The organism is Alkalibaculum sporogenes, from assembly GCF_009362815.1.
Lineage (GTDB): Bacteria > Bacillota > Clostridia > Eubacteriales > Alkalibacteraceae > Alkalibaculum_A > Alkalibaculum_A sporogenes.
Window position 1 is genome coordinate 1 of the sequence record NZ_WHNX01000024.1, and the last position, 20,723, is coordinate 20,723.

14 protein-coding genes are annotated in these 20,723 nt (G+C 34.1%); 1 reads left to right on the plus strand and 13 read right to left on the minus strand.

The features are described 5' to 3' along the window. Positions 1-195: 195 nt before the first annotated feature. The 7 genes from fdhD to GC105_RS12905 form a co-directional block, all read right to left on the minus strand. Positions 196-1,008 carry a formate dehydrogenase accessory sulfurtransferase FdhD gene (gene fdhD, locus GC105_RS12875; RefSeq protein WP_152805450.1) on the minus strand — a complete coding sequence of 271 codons (813 nt, stop codon included), beginning with the start codon at positions 1,006-1,008 and terminating at the stop codon, positions 196-198. 10 nt (positions 1,009-1,018) lie between these two features. Further along, positions 1,019-1,633 (minus strand): molybdenum cofactor guanylyltransferase, encoded by a 615-nt coding sequence (gene mobA, locus GC105_RS12880; protein ID WP_152805453.1) that lies wholly within the window; start codon positions 1,631-1,633, stop codon positions 1,019-1,021. Between the two features lie 223 nt (positions 1,634-1,856). Continuing rightward, on the minus strand, positions 1,857-4,559 hold the full coding sequence (gene fdhF / locus GC105_RS12885) for a formate dehydrogenase subunit alpha (protein ID WP_484476969.1): 2,703 nt from the start codon (positions 4,557-4,559) through the stop codon (positions 1,857-1,859). A 227-nt stretch (positions 4,560-4,786) separates the two neighbouring features. Further along, positions 4,787-6,034, minus strand: coding sequence for an ammonium transporter (locus GC105_RS12890; RefSeq protein ID WP_152805455.1), 1,248 nt, complete (start codon positions 6,032-6,034; stop codon positions 4,787-4,789). Between the two features lie 74 nt (positions 6,035-6,108). Beyond that, positions 6,109-6,459, minus strand: a complete 351-nt coding sequence (locus GC105_RS12895; protein ID WP_152805458.1) for a P-II family nitrogen regulator — start codon at positions 6,457-6,459, stop codon at positions 6,109-6,111. Between the two features lie 528 nt (positions 6,460-6,987). Continuing rightward, positions 6,988-7,380, minus strand: a complete 393-nt coding sequence (locus GC105_RS12900; protein ID WP_152805460.1) for a pyridoxamine 5'-phosphate oxidase family protein — start codon at positions 7,378-7,380, stop codon at positions 6,988-6,990. Between the two features lie 153 nt (positions 7,381-7,533). Continuing rightward, positions 7,534-9,957, minus strand: coding sequence for a glycyl radical protein (locus GC105_RS12905; protein ID WP_152805462.1), 2,424 nt, complete (start codon positions 9,955-9,957; stop codon positions 7,534-7,536). Positions 9,958-10,415: 458 nt separating this feature from the next. Between GC105_RS12905 and GC105_RS12910 the strand changes: the two genes are divergently transcribed. Beyond that, positions 10,416-10,931: a DUF2284 domain-containing protein gene (locus GC105_RS12910; RefSeq protein ID WP_152805465.1), complete on the plus strand. Its 516-nt coding sequence runs from the start codon at positions 10,416-10,418 to the stop codon at positions 10,929-10,931. Positions 10,932-11,091: 160 nt separating this feature from the next. Here GC105_RS12910 and GC105_RS12915 read toward each other — a convergent pair whose 3' ends face one another. The 6 genes from GC105_RS12915 to GC105_RS12940 all read right to left on the minus strand — a co-directional run bounded on the left by GC105_RS12915 (position 11,092) and on the right by GC105_RS12940 (position 20,715). After that, the gene (locus GC105_RS12915; RefSeq protein WP_152805468.1) at positions 11,092-12,576 is read right to left on the minus strand and encodes a glutamate synthase subunit beta; all 1,485 of its coding nucleotides are present in this window, start codon (positions 12,574-12,576) and stop codon (positions 11,092-11,094) included. A gap of 15 nt (positions 12,577-12,591) precedes the next feature. Continuing rightward, positions 12,592-17,178 (minus strand): glutamate synthase large subunit, encoded by a 4,587-nt coding sequence (gltB, locus tag GC105_RS12920; RefSeq protein WP_152805471.1) that lies wholly within the window; start codon positions 17,176-17,178, stop codon positions 12,592-12,594. Between the two features lie 180 nt (positions 17,179-17,358). Then, entirely contained in the window at positions 17,359-18,066 is a 708-nt protein-coding gene (locus GC105_RS12925; RefSeq protein WP_152805474.1) for an ABC transporter ATP-binding protein, read from the minus strand. A 14-nt stretch (positions 18,067-18,080) separates the two neighbouring features. Beyond that, positions 18,081-18,839 carry an ABC transporter ATP-binding protein gene (locus tag GC105_RS12930; RefSeq protein ID WP_152805477.1) on the minus strand — a complete coding sequence of 253 codons (759 nt, stop codon included), beginning with the start codon at positions 18,837-18,839 and terminating at the stop codon, positions 18,081-18,083. Further along, positions 18,839-19,840 carry a branched-chain amino acid ABC transporter permease gene (locus GC105_RS12935; protein WP_152805479.1) on the minus strand — a complete coding sequence of 334 codons (1,002 nt, stop codon included), beginning with the start codon at positions 19,838-19,840 and terminating at the stop codon, positions 18,839-18,841. The genes GC105_RS12930 and GC105_RS12935 overlap by 1 nt, the downstream gene beginning before the upstream one ends. Before the next feature lie 2 nt (positions 19,841-19,842). Next, positions 19,843-20,715 (minus strand): branched-chain amino acid ABC transporter permease, encoded by an 873-nt coding sequence (locus GC105_RS12940; protein ID WP_152805482.1) that lies wholly within the window; start codon positions 20,713-20,715, stop codon positions 19,843-19,845. Positions 20,716-20,723 lie beyond the last annotated feature (8 nt).

Below are 20,723 nucleotides of genomic sequence, written 5' to 3' on the forward strand. Positions count from 1 at the left end.
GAGCCAATCGGGCTTTTACAGGCACTTAACTCTCGCTTATCGTTCTTAACTGTCTTGAAATCTTGAAGCGGGAGTCTTAGTGCCTGTTAATGCGGGATACAGTGAAACTTTACTCAGTAGGGGCTCTTCATACCCTACTGAGTATTAGTTGAGCCAATCGGGCTTTTACAGGCACTTAACTCTCGCTTATCGTTCTTAACTGTCTTGAAATCTTGAAGCGGGAGTCTTAGTGCCTGTTAATGCGGGATAAATATTCATTTTATTCCCACGCACGAATCCAATTATGGTTAAGTTAGATTTATGTGCTAAGTCAATTGCTATATCTGAAGGTGCTGATCTTGATACTAGCAATGGCACTCCACGTTTTATTACTTTATTAACAATTTCTGATGTTATCCTACCTGTAGTAAGTACTATCTTATCATGAAGATCTACGTCATCTAGAAATGCTTTTCCAAACACCTTTTCTAGAGCATTATGTCTCCCAATATCCTCTTCAAAATACAGAATTTCTTCATAAGTACAAATAGCACAGCTATGTACTCCACCAGTAGCTTTAAATAACTCTGATCCATGGCTAAATTCTTTAACTAGCTCTGATATTCTCTGGTGATCAATATTAATCGAATTGATCAATACATTTTGTGGTTCTGTCACTGCAAATGATACTGTTCTTCCTTTTCCACAAGCAGTAGTTAAAGTTCTCTCTGAAATTACATGATCTCCATTATATCCAAATAAGTCCTGTGAATTTAGTTTAATATATGCCGTTGAAGACTCTTTATTTATTTTGATGTCATTTATGTCGTTAAGCTCTTTAATAATCCCTTCAGATCGTAAAAAACCTACTATTAAAGCTTCCAATGAGCTAGGGGTACATAGTAGTGTCACAAAGTATGTACTATTAATATAGATAGATAGAGAGTACTCTACTGCTATCTTATCTTCTATGATATGTTCTTGATTATTTTGTATTCTAATTATCTTGTAAGTTTTAGATTCTCTCATCTGCTGTCACCTAGCCTATTGATTTATTTATTGAATTATTTACATATTTTTCTAGATCTTCTTTTGTATTTAAATTTAAAAACATTTCCCAATTAGGACTGTATTCTCTCGCTTTAACTTCATCTATATAATAACAATTTACTTGCTTTAGTAGATGAAAAACTGACTTTCTATCCCTTAGCAAATAACTTTCTATATCACTTAATATAGATTTAGAATAAAACCCATTAAATGGCTCTATCCATTCGGTTCCAAACATAGTAATACACGCATCAGATTTTGTCTCATTAATTCTATCTTTCATGAATTTAATATAATCAAATTTAATATTTGGCATGTCACATGCAATAACATAAGCATACTCACTACTAGATTTTTTCAAGCCAATATGAATTCCACTTAAAGGACCTTTTTGAACTATCTCATCCTCTACAGTTATGCAAGGTAATCCACTATAATAAGCAGGAGTATTAGTCACTACGATAATTTCATCAAATTCTTTAGATAGCTTGTGAATAATATGATTGATTAATCGATTGTTATCGACATTTAATTGCTGTTTATCAAATCCCATTCTACTGCTTTTACCGCCTGCAAGAATAATAGCTGTTCCAAACTTTTTCATATCTACACCCCTTACGCAATGCGCATGTATTAGACGCTAGATTACAATTATTAATCATTTTTTCTCAATATCGATATAGAAGTATCCGTGAAAATATTCCACGGATACTTCTTACTGTATTATTAGAATCTAATCTCTATTTTGTTGTCAATTTTTATTATCATCCTGTAATAGATCATCATCTATTTTGTACGAGTGTATTAAAAATTCAAGTTATAAAAACCTAATCTTTTATACGCTCTATTTTAACAGCAGATACTTTAAACTCTGGTATTTTAGCAGTAGGATCTACAACAGAATTTGTCAGATAATTTACTGCGCCATCAGCAAAATGGAAAGGCATGAATACAACATCTTCCTCAACTTTATCTGTAATAGTAACTGTAGTAATTATTTCTCCTCTTCTTGAAGAAACTTTTGCTTTCGAACCATCTTCTAATCCAAGTCTATTTGCCGTAGTAGGATGGATTTCCATATAAGAGTGAGGGAATAATCTATTGATTCCTTCTACTCTCTTAGTCATAGTCGCTGTATGATAGTGATACAACATCCTTCCTGTAGTTAAGATATAAGGATAATCTTTATCTGCACTTTCGGCACTTTTTATATAATCAGCTGGTTTAAACAAACCTTTTCCTCTAGAAAACTTACCATCTTTGTGTAAAAACTTAGTACCTGGATGATCTTTATCTGGACATGGCCATTGTAATCCTTCTTGATCAATTCTATCAAAAGATATTCCACCATAAGAAGGTGTAACAGATGCAATTTCGTCCATAATCTCTGAAGCATTTGAATATACTTTATCATATCCTAGTTTGTTCATTAATGTCATTAATATTTCCCAATCTGGTTTAGAATTTCCAATACAATCGATAGCTTTTCGTACTCTCTGAATTCTTCTCTCCGTATTAGTGAATGTACCCTCTTTTTCCGCAAAACTAGCTGCAGGTAATACTACATCTGCTAATTCTGCTGTCTCAGTTAAAAAGATATCTTGTACTACGACAAAATCTATCTTTTCGAGTGCTTCTTTCACATGATTAATATCCGGATCAGAAAGCATTGGATTTTCTCCCATTACATACAGAACCTTAAGGTCACCCTCTGAGCCCTTAGTCATAACCTCAGTAACAGTAAGACCAACTTTATTAGAAAGTTCTACACCCCAAGCTTTTTGGAACTTGTTAATTACATCAGGATTCGCAACCTTTTGATAACCTGGTAAATCTCCTGGCAATGCACCCATATCACAAGCACCTTGTACGTTATTCTGGCCTCTAAGTGGATTTACACCCGCAGATTCTTTACCAATATTTCCACAAAGTAACGCTAAGTTTGAAATACTCATAACACCTTGAGTTCCTGTACTATGCTGTGTAACGCCCATTGAATAGAAAATAGAAGCTTTATCGACACTAGCGTACATTCTAGCAGCTTTTCGTATATCTTCTGCATCTATACCACAAATTTCTGCTACTCTTTCCGGAGTATAGTCTTTCATAACACTAACTAATTCATCATAATTTTCTGTGTTTTTTTCTATGTATTCTTTATCTTGTAGATTTTCATCTATAATTACATTCATCAAACCATTAAACAAAGCTACATTCGTTCCTGGTGTTATCTGAAGGAATATATCAGAATGCACCGCAAGATCGATCCTTCTTGGTTCAGCAACAATTAATTTTGCTCCTCTTTTTAAAGCTTGCTTAATATGAGATCCAATTACTGGATGAGTCTCTGTAGTATTAGAGCCAGTAACAAAAATAACTTCACTGTTTAATACTTCAAAATTACTATTTGTCATAGCTCCACTGCCTAAAGTAGTAGCTAATCCAGCCACTGTTGAAGCGTGACATAATCTAGCACAATGATCAACATTATTTGTGCTTATTACTCCTCTAAATAACTTTTGAAATAAGTAATTTTCTTCATTTGTACACCTAGCAGAAGAAAATCCAGCTATTGAATCTGGTCCAAATTCTTCTTTTGCAACTTTGATTTTTGAAGCTATTAAATCATAGGCTTCATCCCAAGTTGCTTCTACAAACTTACCCTCTTTTTTAATAAGTGGAGTTTTTAGTCGATCCTTGTGATCAATAAATCTATATCCGAATTTACCTTTTACACATAATAGACCGTTATTTGCTAATCCTTTATCACTTGGTTGAACTTCAACCACCTTATTATCTTTTACTAATAAATCCATTTGACATCCAACACCACAATATGAACATGTTGTTTTAACTTTGTTAGTTTCCCAATATCTAAACTTCTCTTTACGTTTTGGTACTAATGCCCCAACTGGACAGTTAGATACACAATTTCCACATGATACACATGTAGAATCTTTAATTTTTAATTCAAAAGGAACCGCTACATGAGTGTTATAACCTCTCTCGCTTAAGCCAATAGCTCCGACCTGTTGTAACTGTGAACATACTCGTACACATTTACCGCATAAAATACATTTGTTTTCATCATAGTAATAAAACTGATTTGTGTGATCAATTGGTTTATCTAATTTTTCATCGTCATTGTTAAAGTTAGCACTTTTCACGCCGTATTGATAACAATAATCTTGCAATTTACACTTGCCAGCTTGCACACAAGTCATACAATCTAAAGGATGTTTTGATAATAATAATTCCAACACTGTTCTTCTTGAACTTCTTACACTTTCGCTATCTGTGTATACTACCATTCCATCTGTCACAGGAATAGCACAAGATGGTGCAAGGCTTTTCGCCCCTTCAATTTCAACGAGACAAATTCTACACGCTGCGCCATCAATTATATCTAATAATTCATGGTGGCAAAACGTAGGAATAATTATACCTATCTTTTTAGCAGCCTCAAGGATAGTAGTACCTTCAGCAACTTCTAGTATCTGTCCATCGATTGTAATTTTTATCATACTCATTCAGAATCACCTCAATATGTAGTTTATACCTTATTTATATTATAGCATAATGTTATTCCATTTTATAATCATTTATAAGTATCTGTCAAGTAAACGTTGTCATTTTACATAATATGTAATAATGTCTTTTTTTGTATAACTCTAATAATATTTATTGATTTTTTATATTGTTAATTCACAAGCACAAAAAAAGTGAGTTGCCTCACTTTTTTCGTGTTTTCTATATGTTACTCTACTATTGTTGTTGTCTTCATTTGAAAATCAGCATATCCTTCGATGCCATGTTCATGTAAGTCTAGTCCTTCTAACTCTTCTTCTGCTGTTACTCTAAGTCCGATTGTTTTATCTAGTACTTTAAATAAAATAAATGAAGTTCCAATAGTCCATACTGCAACTGTTAGCACACCTATAGCTTGGATACCTAGTTGTGTAAAACCACCACCATAAAACAGACCGCCTTCTAAAGCAAATACACCTACTAAAAGTGTTCCTATAGCTCCACATATACCATGTACGCTGATAGCTCCAACAGGATCATCAATTTTTAATTTATGATCGAAAAACTCAATAGAAGCTACTACTACAAGTCCTGTTATTGTACCAATTAAAGCTGCACCTGTTGGCGATACAACTGCACATCCTGCTGTAACACCTACTAAGCCTGCTAAAGCTCCGTTTAATGTCATGCTTACGTCTGGTTTTCCATATTTTATCCAAGTATATACCATTGCGATTACCGCACCAGCTGCTGCTGATAAATTTGTAGTCACAAATATATTGGAAATTGCTGTGGCATTTTCTAAACCTGCTGCCTCTAATTGAGATCCAGGATTAAATCCAAACCAACCAAACCATAAAATGAATACTCCTAATGCACCTAATGTAATACTATGACCAGGGATAACTTTTGATTTACCATCTTTGCCATACTTCCCAATTCTTGGTCCTAATATCATCGCTCCTACTAAAGCTGCCCAGCCTCCAACTGAATGAACTGCTGTCGATCCTGCAAAATCAATAAATCCAAGTTCACTTAGGAATCCACCACCCCAGATCCAATGACCTGCTATTGGGTATATCACTAAGGAAATTACAAAACTAAAAATACAGTAAGTTATAAACTTTGTCCTTTCTGCCATCGCTCCTGATACTATTGTAGCAGCTGTTGCAGCAAATACTGTTTGAAATATTAAAAATGCCGCTGTAGGTATTCCAAAGTCGTAACTACCTCGTACAAAGAAATCCGCTTTACCAATAAATCCACCTATACTCTCACCATACATTATGCTAAATCCTACTGCCCAGAAAATAAGAGATCCAATTGAAAAGTCCATTAGATTTTTCATGATAATATTGCCTACATTCTTTGACCTTGTAAATCCTGTCTCAACCATAGCAAAACCTGCTTGCATAAAAAACACTAATGTTGCTCCAAATAATACCCATATAGTATCTATAGAAATTGCTAAATCCATTATTACCCCTCCAGTTTAATAATTATTACAAGCTTTGCTTGCTACTTTTTATGTTATAATTTCAATTTTTCCTTTTAACTTAATGCTGCAGAACCTCTTTCACCAGTTCTTAATCGTATAACTTCAGAAACATCATAAACAAATATTTTACCTGAACCTACTTCAGTTCCCACTACTTCTTGTGCAACTCTTACAACATCATCTACTGGTACAGAAGATACTACTACTTCTACTTTTACTTTAGGTAGTAGATCTATTTTATACTCAGTACCTCTGTAGAACTCAGTTTTACCTTTCTGCATACCACATCCCAGTACTTGTGTTACCGTCATACCGGTAATACCAATTTCATTCAACGCATCTTTTAATTCTTCAAATTTACTCCCCTTAATGACGATTTCAATTTTGCTAATTTTTTCAGACATTTTCACTACCTCCTTTATTTTTTTAAATTCACCCCAATAACATGCTCTAAGAGTTTCTCTGTCATACGAGTAGTCCCCAAATGATCTACGTCTTTCACGTATTATTTTCATATGATTTCTTATTTGACTTCAGCAAGCTAAGTCATACTTTCAATCATATGAAAATGCGTCTTCGACGCTATCGCTTGGCTTCTTGCCTTCGCGGTAATTAAAAAACGGAGTCTATATTTTATAAAATATAGACTCCGTCGTCATACAAACGTTATTACTTGATAAATGCTTTAACCATTATATCTTTACAAATCATAAATAGATTTATATTATATAATTGATATAAAAAAAGATCTGTATATATTAGATATACAGATCTGCATCGATCAAAATTATTAACTTTTAATTAACTATATTATATTCGCTTACAGAAAAAATGTCAACAAAAAATCGAATTATTTTTCAATCTATTTTTATATTGTTCACTTTTTCTTATATAGTTATTTGTAACAATTTTATATGTCACCCTATATATATTTAGAATTTAGTCACACGAGGCTCTGTCGTAAATGAATAAAAAGTTGCAACAGCATCTTTAAGATATAAGACTTCTGTGTTATCATCATCTACCTTATATCTATCCTTTAAACCAGGATACTCGTCTAACATATGTTGTTTTGCCTCGATTCGCTCATCCCTAATGGCTGTTGCAGCGATACGAATCCACTCTCCACCACCAAAAGCACAAATTTCAATTTTAGGATTTGCCTGCATCTGCTTTGATACCTCTTTTACTTTTCCTGTTTGAATGTATAGTTTATCCTCAAATATATCAACAGTTCCAAAAGGTCTAACCTTTGGTTCATCTCCTTCAACCGTAGCTAGATAATATGTCTGACAACTCTTTAAAAAATCATAGACTTCTTTCATCGTAAAACCTCCTAGTATTTTTGACCATTAGTGCTAACTTACTACTAAATTAACATGTTTACAAATTCTATTATATCACTTTACAAACTTTCGTAATAGATATAAATTGACATTTTTTATATGTTAGTTTGATATAGCTTTTATTCCATTTATCTATATAGCTAATTCAGTTCTACGGATTAAGTCATTCTGTCCATCAATATGTAACTCAACAAAGTATGCACTGAAGCCAGCTACCCTAACTATAAGGTTTTTATAGTCATCTGGATTCTCCTGAGCATCTGTTAAAACATCTGAACTTATTATATTTATTTGCATTTCCATGCCCCCCATCCCGAAATAGGTCTTGATGAGATTAGTAAGTTTTATTACACCTTCTTCTCCCTTCATAGCACTTGGATGGAATTTCATATTTAACAATGTACCATTAGGATACTTGCTTTGATCAATATTTGCAACAGACAATAGTACACCCGTTGGTCCATTTTTCTCCATTTGTTGAACTGGTGATATCCCATCAGCCAATGGTTCTCCTGCAAATCGTCCATCAGGAGTAGCGGCTGTTAATTTTCCAAATATTATATTTGTTGTAACCGGATATAACCCTGCACTAAACCTTCCCCTAGGACCGGTGCATGAGTTAACAGCATTGGCGAATACATCAGATGCCCATCTTGCATACTTATCAATTTCTTTATCTCCATTTCCATAATGTGGAGCTTTATATATAATATACTCCTGTAATTTTTCGTGGCCTTCCCAGTTTGATTTTAGGGCATCATACAATTCTCTTGAAGTGCAAATTTTTTCATCATATACTAAGTGTTTGATCATGGCAAGAGAATCTGCTACATTACCAATGCCTACCCCTGCAATACCTGTTGAATTGTACTTAGCACCTCCATACATTACATCCATTCCTTTTTCTAGGCAACCTTCCATTGTAGCTGATACCACTGGTAATGGTAAAACTTGCCTAGCTACATATTCAAAAGAATTTATACTACTAGCATGCCATTTGACAAAGAATTCTGTTTGTTTCTTAAAAGCTTCTAATACATCTTCAAAGGTATTCATTTCATAGAGGTAACCAGTTTCCAACCCACAGCTCTCTTCACTAGGTGGCATACCGAAGAATCCCATAGGATTCTTACCATTGTTTATTCCAAGCCATAGGGCATTTGCCATATTCCAATATGTTTCAGTTCCTGTACCACCACAGGCAGGCCATTCATCACCACATCCTGCAGGCTCTACACAACCGATAAGACAATAATTACGTGCACTCTCAAGGGAAAGCCCTCTACTCATTAATGCAGGTATTATCAGATCATCATTCTCAAAGGTAGGTACTCCGCCTGCAATTTTTGTGGTTTCTAATGCAGCTTCCCACAACTCCGCAGGAGTGTCTTTATGTATTCTCAAAGCCTGAGGTGGATCATGTAAAAGTAGTCGCCCAGACGCTTGTAGCATCATGTAAGTTACTGCATTAGAAGCATCAGTACCATCTTCTTTAATACCACCCATAGTCATCAATTGCCCACTGGTATAACCAGGATTTGATTGCGTTGCTCCGTAGCTCCATGGCTTATTCATTTCTGCTACCTTTAGATAGAATAAATCCATTAACTCCTGCCCTTGTTCTGGTGTAATTGTACCATTGGCTATATCAGCTTCATAATAATCTATAAGATATTGATCAACACGCCCAAAACTTATACCATGCATACAAGCATCTAGACACATGCATGTTTGGTACATGAATAATGTTTGAATGGTATCTTGAAAACTTCTACAAGGATTATCCATCACCCAATTTAGACTATCTGCCATGGCTTCTAACTCTTTTTTTCGTTTAGGATCTGTCGTTGTTTTTGCTTGATTTTGTGCTAGTTGAGCATATCTTTTTGTCAGAATTATCATTCCCTCTGATACAATAGATATAGAACGATAAAAATTATACTTATCTATCGTTTCTCCGAATATCCCATTATCCTCCATATCTTTAATGTAGGAATCAGCTTCAGCTTTTATTGCTCCAAACCCTTTATTTATAGCGTTTTTATAGTTGGCACAGAAATGGCCTACTGGCGATGCACTTTGCCCTTTTGGCCCAAAAAACGTAATACCATTACCGCAATGCTTAAAATATCCATCTGGTATATAAGCATCTGTCTTGGCACTCATGCATTCTTTCATCCAAAAATCACCTGTACTTAATATGTATTCTCTATCTTCCTCTGAAAGAATATATGGATCTATATCTCTTGTAGATATATATCTACTCTCTACTTCATCAATAAGCCAATCAATTGCATTTTCTGGATAAAGAGCACATGCACGGTATTTAGACGACTGTGCTCCTACAATTACTTCATCTTCATCTATGCGTACTGGTATGTTCTCGCAGATATTCTTAAAGTTTTTAGCGCGCTTCATGCTACCTGTGATATCGGGGTTCTCCATGTAAAATTCTGTGATAAGCTTATAACGAGCTATACATATTTCTGGTTGAGTCTCTCGATATTTATTACGCATTTTTTTAACTCGATTGGAAATTGGTTTCAATGTATACATAATACACCTCCTGAATTTTGTAAATCTAGCTATTTTTACTGTCTAATCATTTCTATAATAAAAACATATCATATATACTTTGTATTGTAAACGTTTTACACAATTTTTTACATTTTTGTAGTTTCCCATCTGTTTATCTAAGTATATATGTTCATCCCAATCACCTTTTCAGACTACTTCTCTGTTAAACCCAAACTTGTATAAATTTAAGTATTGTAGATTAATACAAATTATTATCTTATTAATAAGAGTACTCAACTTTTCATAGTATATTCAACTAGCAGCAAATTCATTATAAATATTTTTTTAAGATTTAATGTATCTCTTATATTTATTAACAGAGATTTTTACAAGTACCAGTAGCTGTTCTGTTTTTAATTATCCTTGAATAGCTCCTATGCGTATAATATAATAATCTTATATATACTTAAATAAATCTATTCGGAGTGATTAATATAATGAAAAATCGTTTAATAGAAGTATTCAAAGAAATAGGTTTTGACGAATATAAAGAAATTAAAATCAGTGATATCATTTTTTCTAACGATGTTTTTAACCAATGTTCTAGAAACATATGTGGTAATTATGGAAAAAGTCACACGTGTAAAGGTGGAAGTGTAGAGGAAAGCAAAGAGAGAGTATCAAAATTTCAGAACGGATTTTTAATTAACAAAATAGTACCTATAAGAACAAGAAAAGAAATGATGGACTCTATAGAATTAGTTGCTACATCGATTAAAGCTCTCCGAAGATCGTTTGAAAACGATCCTATTATGGTAATGGGCGCAGGACCTTGTACTGTATGTGAAAGTTGTACTGCCTTATTAGGTAAACCCTGCCTTTTTCCAGATAAAATACAATATTCTATGGAAGGTAGTGGAATTGATGTAGTTCGTATGTCCATGAAAGAAAAAATGACCTATAACGGTGGTGAAAAAGGAGTAGGTTACTTTACTCTAGTATTATACAATTAATCCATTAATAGTGAATTTTAGAGTCAAATTACATAAATTTATCAATTACATATCTCCTCTTTTAAGAATAATAAGAAGGACCCCAAGGTCCTTCTTATTATTTTCTATATATTTAACAACTGCCTAGATTACAAGGAACTAATTTAGCTAGTTTCTTTTGTTATTTCAGTACCGTACTTCCCATTAAATGCTTATCAACTTCTCTAGCTACGAGTTTACCTTCTTGTATTGCCCATACTACTAAGCTTTGACCCCGTCGGCAATCCCCTGCTACAAATACTTTATCTATATTCGTTTCAAATTTTTCATAATCTGCTTTAATATTGCTTCTACCATCTCTATCTAAATGCAACTCATCTGCTATGGTATCTTCTGGTCCTAAAAATCCCATTGCAATAAGGACAATATCAGCTTTCCATACTTTTTCACTTCCTGGTACTTCTTGCGGTCCAAATCTTCCATTTGAATCTTTTTCCCAAACTACATTAACAGTGTGTACTTCCGTTACTTCACCTTTACTATTACCTACAATTTTTTTAGTATTTATATTGTAGTTTCTAGGATCACTACCGTATAAGTGAATCGCTTCTTCTTGACCATAATCTACTTTAAGCTTTTTAGGCCATTCAGGCCAAGGATTATCTCCTTGTCTAGATGATGGTGGTTCAGGCATGATTTCAAATTGATAAACTGTATTACAACCATGTCTAATAGATGTTGCTACACAATCTGTTCCCGTATCGCCACCACCGATGACAATAATATTTTTATCTTTTGCTGAGATGTGTTTTTCATCTGATAATTTTGAATCTAGCAAACTTTTAGTATTAGCTTTTAAGAAATCTACCGCATTATGAACGCCCATTAAGTCAGCCCCTATTACAGTAAGTGCTCTAGGTTTTGTAGCACCACAACACAGTATCACTGCATCATACTTGTCTACTAGTTCCTCTGATGAAATATCTATTCCAACCTCTGTATTTGTAATAAACTGTACCCCAGATTCCGATAATAAATCTACTCTTCTTTGTACTACCTTCTTATCTAATTTCATATTAGGTATTCCATACATAAGTAGTCCACCTATTCGATCATTTCTCTCATATACTGTTACTAAGTGACCTACAGCATTAAGATAATAAGCAGTTGCTAGCCCGGATGGACCAGATCCTACTACTGCAATTTTCTTACCAGTTCTTTTAGTTGGCTTGTTATTTTTCACCCAACCTTCTTCAAATGCCCTATCAATTATTTCTTGTTCTATATTATTTATAGCTACTGCTTCTAATATATATCCCTCGGTACAAGAACCTTCACAAGGAGCTGGACACACTCTACCTGTAAATTCTGGAAACGGCATGGTTCTAATAAGTCGTTTATAAGCATCTTCCCACTGACCTGTATACACTAAGTCATTCCACTCTGGTATTAAATTTCGAGCTGGGCAACCTGCTGCCATTCCATTTAATAACACACCACCGTGGCAAAAAGGTATACCACAGTCCATACATCGAGCACCCTGTTTTGAAAGTTCATCGTTATCTTGTCTTATTTTAAGTTCATTCCAGTCATTAATTCTCTCTTCAGGAGGTCTCTTTGCCGGATTTACTCTTTCATACTCTAAAAAACCTGTATACTTTCCCATTACTAAATCCCTCCTTTAGTTTCCAGACTTTCTATTGATATTTTTATGATTTTCTTCAAATGCAGCCATTAATGCATCATCGCCATCTAATCCAGAAGCATAAGCTGTTTCAATATTTTTAATCATTCTCTTATAGTCACTTGGAATTACTTTAGTAAATCTTCCTACATTTTTTTCCCAGTCTTGTAATATCGTTGTACCTAATGGACTATTAGTATACTCTACATGTTTTTCAATCATGGCTTTTACCTCTTGTTGCTCTTTAATATCAACAATTTCATCCATATCCACCATTGCTTGATTACAGCAAATACCATCAAAGTCTAGAGCATACACAATCCCACCAGACATTCCGGCTGCAAAATTTCTACCTGTCTTGCCCAGAACAACAACTCTACCACCGGTCATATATTCACACCCATGATCTCCGACACCTTCAACTACTGCATTTACACCACTATTTCTAACACAGAATCTTTCTCCTGCAACACCATTAATATAAGCTTCTCCTTGAGTTGCTCCATAAAATGCAACATTACCTATTAATATATTCTCATTAGGTATAAAATCGGAATTCTTTGAAGGATATACGACTATTTTACCACCAGATAACCCTTTGCCAATATAGTCATTAGAATCACCTTCTAGTGTTAATTTCATTCCTCTTGGTATAAAAGCTCCAAAGCTTTGACCAGCAGAACCCACAAATGTCAATTGAATTGTGTCTTCTGGCAATCCTTCTTCACCATATCTTTTTGATATTTCACTTCCTACTATAGTACCTACCACTCTATCAGTGTTATTTATTTCAAGTTTACTTTTTATTGCTTTCTTATTCTCTAGTGCAGGTTTACACATTCTAAGTAATTTCCTCATATCTAGAGATTCATCTATTGAATGATTTTGTTTTTTCGTACAGTGTCTATTATTAGTGTCTTCCATATATGGCTGGTATAGTATTCTAGATAAGTCTATTCCTTTTGTCTTCCAATTTTTCATAGATTCTTTTGACTTTAATCTATCAGATCTACCTATCATCTCATCTATAGTTCTAAATCCTAATCTTGCCATTATTTCTCGCATTTCTTGAGCTATAAACATCATGAAATTAACAACATATTCTGGCTTTCCATTGAAATTTTTTCTTAGTTCTGCATCTTGAGTAGCAACACCTACAGGACAAGTATTTAAATCACATACTCTCATCATTATACAACCTAATGCAATAAGTGGAGTAGTTGCAAACCCATATTCTTCTGCACCTAATAGAGCTGCTATTGCAACATCTTTACCAGTTAATAACTTCCCATCGGTTTCTAATCTCACACGATCTCTAAGCCTATTTAACAACAGTGTTTGATGCGCTTCAGCTAGTCCTAATTCCCAAGGCAAACCTGCATTTCTTATACTAGTTCTTGCAGCCGCACCTGTACCTCCGTCATAACCACTTATTAAAATAACGTCTGCCTTTCCTTTTGCAACCCCTGCTGCAATTGTACCAACCCCGACTTCAGATACTAATTTTACATTGATTCTAGCGTCCTTATTGGCGTTTTTTAAATCGTGAATTAGCTCTGCTAAATCTTCTATTGAATATATATCGTGATGTGGTGGTGGAGATATAAGCCCTACTCCTGGAGTGGATTGTCTTACTTTAGCTACCCAAGGATATACTTTTCGTCCAGGTAATTGACCACCTTCACCAGGTTTTGCACCTTGTGCCATTTTAATTTGAATCTCTTTTGCATTTACAAGATAATTGCTAGTTACACCAAATCTCCCTGATGCCACCTGCTTAATTGCACTGCATTTCGAATCACCATTTTCCATTGGCAAAAATCGTCCAATATCTTCTCCACCTTCACCAGTATTACTCTTTCCACCTAGCCTGTTCATAGCAATAGCTAAGGCTTCATGAGCCTCTATACTAATGGAACCGTAAGACATGGCACCAGTTTTGAATCTTTTCACAATAGACTCAGCGGATTCTACTTCTTCTATTGGTATGATGTCACCACCTGCAAAGTCAAAATCTATAAGTCCTCTAATAGAGTATATTTCTTCTTTATTCATCCTTTTGGAAAATTCTTTAAATAATTCGTAGTTTCCAGAACGAACCGCTTTTTGCAACATATATATAGACTCTGGATTGTACATATGTTGTTCTCCATCGTCCTTACTCTGGAAATGTCCTCCTACTTCTAGGGTATCTGTATAAGGTGAATTCTCACTAAATCCACTTTCATGTCTCATTTTTGTTTCTTGAGCAATTTCATCTAATCCAATTCCTTCAATACGCGTTGGAGTAGCTGTGAAGTACTTGTCTACAACCGTTTGGCTAATTCCTATTATCTCAAATATTTGTGCACCATGATAACTTCTCATAGTGGAAATACCCATCTTAGATAAAACCTTCATCATGCCTTTTACTACAGCTTTTATATAGTTATTTTTTGCACTCTCAAAGTCTAAGCCTTTCAATAATCCTTTCGAATGATAATCTTGTATACTTTCAAATGCCAAATAAGGATTTATTGCTGTCACGCCATATCCAACTAATGTACAAAAGTGATGTACTTCTCTTGGCTCACCTGATTCTAATACAATACCAACTTTTGTCCTGTTTTCTTCTCTTATTAAGTGATGATGTAAACCTGCACTAGCTAGTAAAGCTGGCACGGCTGCATTATCTTCATTTACACCTTTATCAGATAATATTAATATGTTTGCACCATATCTAATAGCTTTATCTGCTGCTCTAAATATCTTTTTCATTGTTTTCTCTATACCATGTGAACCTTCGTTGGGATCATAGAGCATAGATATTGTAACCACTTTAAAACCAGAATCTTTTAACTCTTTTATACTAGCCAATTGTTCGTTTGTAATTATTGGATGGTCTAAGGTAATAGCCTTTGAATGATCTGATTCAACCTCTAGAAGGTTACCTAATGTTCCTACGAGGGTTTTGCTTGAGGTTATAAGATCCTCTCTAATACCATCTATTGGAGGATTTGTAACTTGAGCAAACAATTGTTTGAAATACAAGTATAACATTTGAGGTTTTTCAGATAAAACTGCTAAAGGGGAATCCATACCCATTGCACCAATAGGGTCAATTCCTTCTATAGCCATTGGTATAACAGTCATTGTCAAATCTTCATAAGTGTAACCAAAAGATTTTTGTCTTTTAATCAAAGATGCTTTATCAGGTATACTTTGATTTTCACTAGTTGATAAATCTGATATAGGTAACAAGTGATCTTTTGCCCATTTCATATATGGGTTTTCTTCAGCGATTTTTGCTTTAATTTCATCATCAGAAATAATTCGTTTTTCTTTAGTATCTATTAGTAGCATCTTGCCTGGTTCAAGACGTCCCTTATATTTTACATTCTCTGGTTTCACGTCTATTACACCTACTTCAGATGCCATAATCACCCTATCATCTTTTGTTACATAGTATCTTGAAGGTCTAAGTCCATTTCTATCTAAAACTCCTCCAATAATATCTCCATCAGTAAAACCCATTGCAGCTGGACCATCCCAAGGTTCCATTAAAAAATTATGATATTCATAAAATGCCTTTTTTTCTGCAGACATTTGTGCATTTTTTTCCCAAGGTTCTGGTATCATCATCATCACTGCGTGAGGTAAGGAACGACCTCCTAAATACAAGAACTCCAAGCTATTGTCAAACATTGCTGAATCGCTTCCACATTCGTCGACAATAGGGAAAACTTTTTCTATATCAGATCCAAATAAAGGTGAATTAAGACCTTTCTGTCTCGCTCTCATCCAGTTTACATTACCTCTAATAGTGTTGATTTCTCCATTATGAACAATGTATCTATTAGGATGTGCTCTCTCCCAACTTGGAAAAGTATTTGTACTAAATCTTGAATGAACCATAGCTAATGCTGATTTAAAATCTAAATCTGCTAAATCCAAATAGAAGTCTCTAAGTTGTCCAGCCGTTAACATGCCTTTATAAACTAATGTCTTACATGAAAGGCTTGAGATATAAAAAGTACCTCCCTTGCTTTCACACAAAGGCATAATAGTTTTTTCAGCTTGTTTTCTTATTTCATATAGTTTTCTTTCAAAATCCATATCTGTAGTTACAGCTTGATCTTTTTCTATAAATACTTGAATAAATCTAGGCATTGCCGCTTCTGCAGTTGATCCAATAGCTGACTTGTCAATAGGTACTTCTCGCCAACCTAGTATTTTTTGTCCCTCTTCTGCTACAATCTTTTCAAAAGCTTCTCTTTGCACTTTTCTAAAATCATCATACTTATGGGCAAAAATCATTCCTACTCCATACGATCCTAGATCAGGTAAATCAAAACCTAATACTTCACATTCTCTTTTAAAGAATTCATGAGGTATTTGTACCAATATTCCAGCACCATCACCTGTATTTTCATCTGCCCCACTAGCACCTCTATGATTAAGATTTTCTAGTACTGTTAAAGCTTCATCTATGATGCTATTAGACTTTTGTCCTTTTATATTAACTACAAAACCCATTCCACACGCATCGTGTTCGAATTTTGGATCATATAGTCCCTGTCTTATAGGTAAACCGTATTTCTGCATTTTCCTCACCCTTAATCTAGTATTGTGGAAATTATTTTATATAATATTATAAAGAAATTTATATCATAGTACAATGTATTTTTATATGTACACTCAAGATTGAATTGTTCAATAAAAACACAGATTTTAATTAATTGTATAGAAGAAGAACTGTTAATTAAATAACAGTTCCTCTTCTATTTAACCACCTAAATACGCCTTTTTAATATCGTCATTTTCTATTAAATCTTTTGCTAATCCTTGCATAACAATTTTACCAGTCTCTAAGACGTATGCTCTATTTGAAATGTGTAGTGCCCTATTAGCATTCTGTTCAACAAGAAGAATCGTAGTACCTGATTTATTTATACTTTCGATAATATTAAAAATTTGATCTACTAAAATTGGTGCTAATCCCATAGAAGGTTCATCGAGAAGAAGTACTTCTGGTCGGGACATTAAAGCCCTTCCAATAGCAAGCATTTGCTGTTCCCCTCCACTAAGAGTTCCAGCATGTTGTTTTCTTCTTTCTTTTAGACGTGGAAATCTGGTAAATATTTCGTCTAAATCACTTTCAAATTCAACCTTATTTTTTTTTCTTGAGTATGCACCCATTTCAAGATTTTCCTGTACTGTCATCTGAGAAAATACCCTTCTACCCTCAGGAACATGTGCCATACCCATTTCAACCATCTTTTGAGGAACAACATTACTCATATTCTGCCCTTTAAATGTAATTGAACCACTTGAAGGCTTAATCATTTTTGACACTGTATGAAGAATCGTTGTCTTTCCAGCACCATTAGCACCGATTAAGGATACTATTTCACCTTGCTTTACATCAAAGCTTATACCTTTAATAGCATGGATTTTACCATAGTGTACATTTAAATTTTCGACTTGCAACATGTATAATTCTCCTCCTATTCTCCTAGATAAGCTTTGATTACATTTGGGTCACATTTAATTTGTTCAGGATTACCAACGCAAATGATTTTACCATAATCTATAACTGTAATTTTTTCACATATACCCATAACTAGACTCATATCGTGTTCAATTAAAAGTATAGCTATATTAAATTTATTCCTAATTAAATCAATAGTCTCCATTAACTCTTTTGTTTCTTGAGGATTCATCCCTGCTGCTGGTTCATCTAACATTAGTATTTTAGGACCAGTAGCTAGCGCTCTAGCTATTTCTAATTTTCTTTGTTTCCCATAAGGAAGGTTCTTTGCTAAAGAATCCGCATATGGCTTCATATCAAATATATCTAATAGCTCTATGGCATAGTCATTAGCTATTTTTTCTTCTTTCCAATAGGAAGGTAATCGAAATATCCCTTCAATCATGTTGTATTTCATTTGTTTGTGATATGCAATTTTCACATTATCAATAACTGTAAGATCTTTAAATAACCTAATGTTTTGAAATGTTCTAGCAGCTCCGTAGCTAACTATATCATAGGGTCTTTTGCCTACAATATCTTGACCATCAAGAGTTATTGTACCTGAAGTTGGAAGATATACACCAGTAAGCATATTAAACACCGTGGTTTTTCCAGCACCATTAGGACCTATTAGTCCTACTAATTCATTTTTTTCTATAGAAATACTAAACTCATCTACTGCTGTTAGACCTCCAAATTTAATTTTTAGGTCTTTTACTTCTAATAACGCCATCAGAGTTCTCCCCCTTCTGCATTATCACCAGTCTTTTTAATTATGTTTTTAGAATGTTTTATTAATCCATTAATCGAAAATTCTTTTCTTCCAAGTATACCTTGAGGTCTAAATATCATCATTATTATAAGTACAAAAGAATATACTAACAACCTATATTCAGCAAACCCTCTTAGCATTTCTGGCAAAGCTGTTAATACTACAGATGCTATGATCGTACCTGTAAGACTGCCCATTCCACCTAAAACAACTATCGTAACTATCTCTACTGATTTCATAAAATTGAATGTATTAGGATCTAAATATGCCATATAATGAGCAAATAGGCCACCACCAATACCTGCAAAAAAAGCTGAGATAGTAAATCCCATTGATTTATATTTTACAGTGTTAATCCCAACTGCTTCAGCCGCAATTTCGTCTTCTCTAATAGACATAATTGCCCTTCCATGCCTAGAATTTATAATAGCATACAGTATTACAATTACCACTACGGCAATCCAAAACGAATTTGTAACATTTACTAGTTTATCAATTCCAGTAAGACCATGAGCACCTCTAGTTATTTTTAAATTATTGATTATAACCCTAATTATTTCCCCAAAGCCAAGAGTTATTATAGCTAAATAATCTCCTCGCAATCTAAGTGCAGGAAGTCCTATAAGATAACCAATGATTCCTGTTAGTAATCCTCCTACTAGTAAAGAAGTGATGAGTAGTGCCGTTGGAGGTAGTGCCATTTCTTTAATATACATAGAAAACAATGCTGATCCATAAGCACCTATTGCCATAAATCCAGCATGACCAAGAGCTAATTGACCCAAAAATCCGATTGTTAGATTCAAGCTACTTGCAACAATAACATTTATAAAGACAAAAACCATAATGCCTTGGTAATATCTACTTATAACATTATTTTTTATAAGTACATTCAGAAGAATAAATAAAAGAACCAAAGCTAATCCATTTATCAAATAAGACTTTTTATTCTTATTTTTCATAGCTACACCTTCTCCCTTATGTTCTTACCTAATATACCTGTTGGTTTAACAGATAGAACGACAATTAAAATTCCAAATACTATGGCATCAGCCCATCGGCTTGATATGTATGCCTTTGTTAGAGTTTCAATAAATCCTAAAATAAATCCACCAATCATGGCTCCTGGTATAATTCCAATCCCACCTAAAACTGCAGCTACAAATGCTTTTAGCCCTGGCAAAAGTCCCATTGTCGGCATTACTTGTGTATATGCAATAGCATATAAAATTCCACCTAATGCAGCTAATGCAGAACCTATTGCAAATGTTAATGATATAGTCGAATTTACATTTATGCCCATAAGCATAGCAGCCTCTGTATCTTGGGAAACAGCTCTCATTGCTTTTCCAGATTTTGTTTTGCTTATAAATATTGTTAAAATCACCATGAAAACCACCGAAACGAGGAATGTTATTATAGTAATATTACTAATCTGTAGCGATCCAATAGTGACAGGATTGTTTTTAATGATAGTAGGCATAACTTTAGGATCTGCCTTAAAAATGAATAATGCCAAATTCTGTAGAAACAAACTCATAGCTATGGCAGTAATTAATGATGAAATTCTCGGAGCACTTCGTAACGGTTTGTAAGCGACACGCTCAATTACCATACCTAATATAGCTGAGAGAACCATAGAAATAAGAAATACTGCCCATATAGGCATCCCGGCTACTGCTGCCAAAAAAGCAAAATATGCTCCCATCATCATTACCTCGCCATGTGCAAAGTTAATAAGTTTAATGATTCCATAAACCATAGTATAACCTAGCGCTATAACAGCATATATGCTACCGACTTGAAGTCCGTTAATTAATTGTTGTATTAGCAACATTTGTATCC

Excerpts from the sequence above, each read along its gene's own strand:
- fdhD (WP_152805450.1), bottom strand. The coding sequence starts at position 1,008 with ATGAGAGAATCTAAAACTTACAAGATAATTAGAATACAAAATAATCAA.
- mobA (WP_152805453.1), bottom strand. The coding sequence starts at position 1,633 with ATGAAAAAGTTTGGAACAGCTATTATTCTTGCAGGCGGTAAAAGCAGT.
- fdhF (WP_484476969.1), bottom strand. The coding sequence starts at position 4,559 with ATGAGTATGATAAAAATTACAATCGATGGACAGATACTAGAAGTTGCT.
- GC105_RS12890 (WP_152805455.1), bottom strand. The coding sequence starts at position 6,034 with ATGGATTTAGCAATTTCTATAGATACTATATGGGTATTATTTGGAGCA.
- GC105_RS12895 (WP_152805458.1), bottom strand. The coding sequence starts at position 6,459 with ATGTCTGAAAAAATTAGCAAAATTGAAATCGTCATTAAGGGGAGTAAA.
- GC105_RS12900 (WP_152805460.1), bottom strand. The coding sequence starts at position 7,380 with ATGAAAGAAGTCTATGATTTTTTAAAGAGTTGTCAGACATATTATCTA.
- GC105_RS12905 (WP_152805462.1), bottom strand. The coding sequence starts at position 9,957 with ATGTATACATTGAAACCAATTTCCAATCGAGTTAAAAAAATGCGTAAT.
- GC105_RS12910 (WP_152805465.1), top strand. The coding sequence starts at position 10,416 with ATGAAAAATCGTTTAATAGAAGTATTCAAAGAAATAGGTTTTGACGAA.
- GC105_RS12915 (WP_152805468.1), bottom strand. The coding sequence starts at position 12,576 with ATGGGAAAGTATACAGGTTTTTTAGAGTATGAAAGAGTAAATCCGGCA.
- gltB (WP_152805471.1), bottom strand. The coding sequence starts at position 17,178 with ATGCAGAAATACGGTTTACCTATAAGACAGGGACTATATGATCCAAAA.
- GC105_RS12925 (WP_152805474.1), bottom strand. The coding sequence starts at position 18,066 with ATGTTGCAAGTCGAAAATTTAAATGTACACTATGGTAAAATCCATGCT.
- GC105_RS12930 (WP_152805477.1), bottom strand. The coding sequence starts at position 18,839 with ATGGCGTTATTAGAAGTAAAAGACCTAAAAATTAAATTTGGAGGTCTA.
- GC105_RS12935 (WP_152805479.1), bottom strand. The coding sequence starts at position 19,840 with ATGAAAAATAAGAATAAAAAGTCTTATTTGATAAATGGATTAGCTTTG.
- GC105_RS12940 (WP_152805482.1), bottom strand. The coding sequence starts at position 20,715 with ATGTTGCTAATACAACAATTAATTAACGGACTTCAAGTCGGTAGCATA.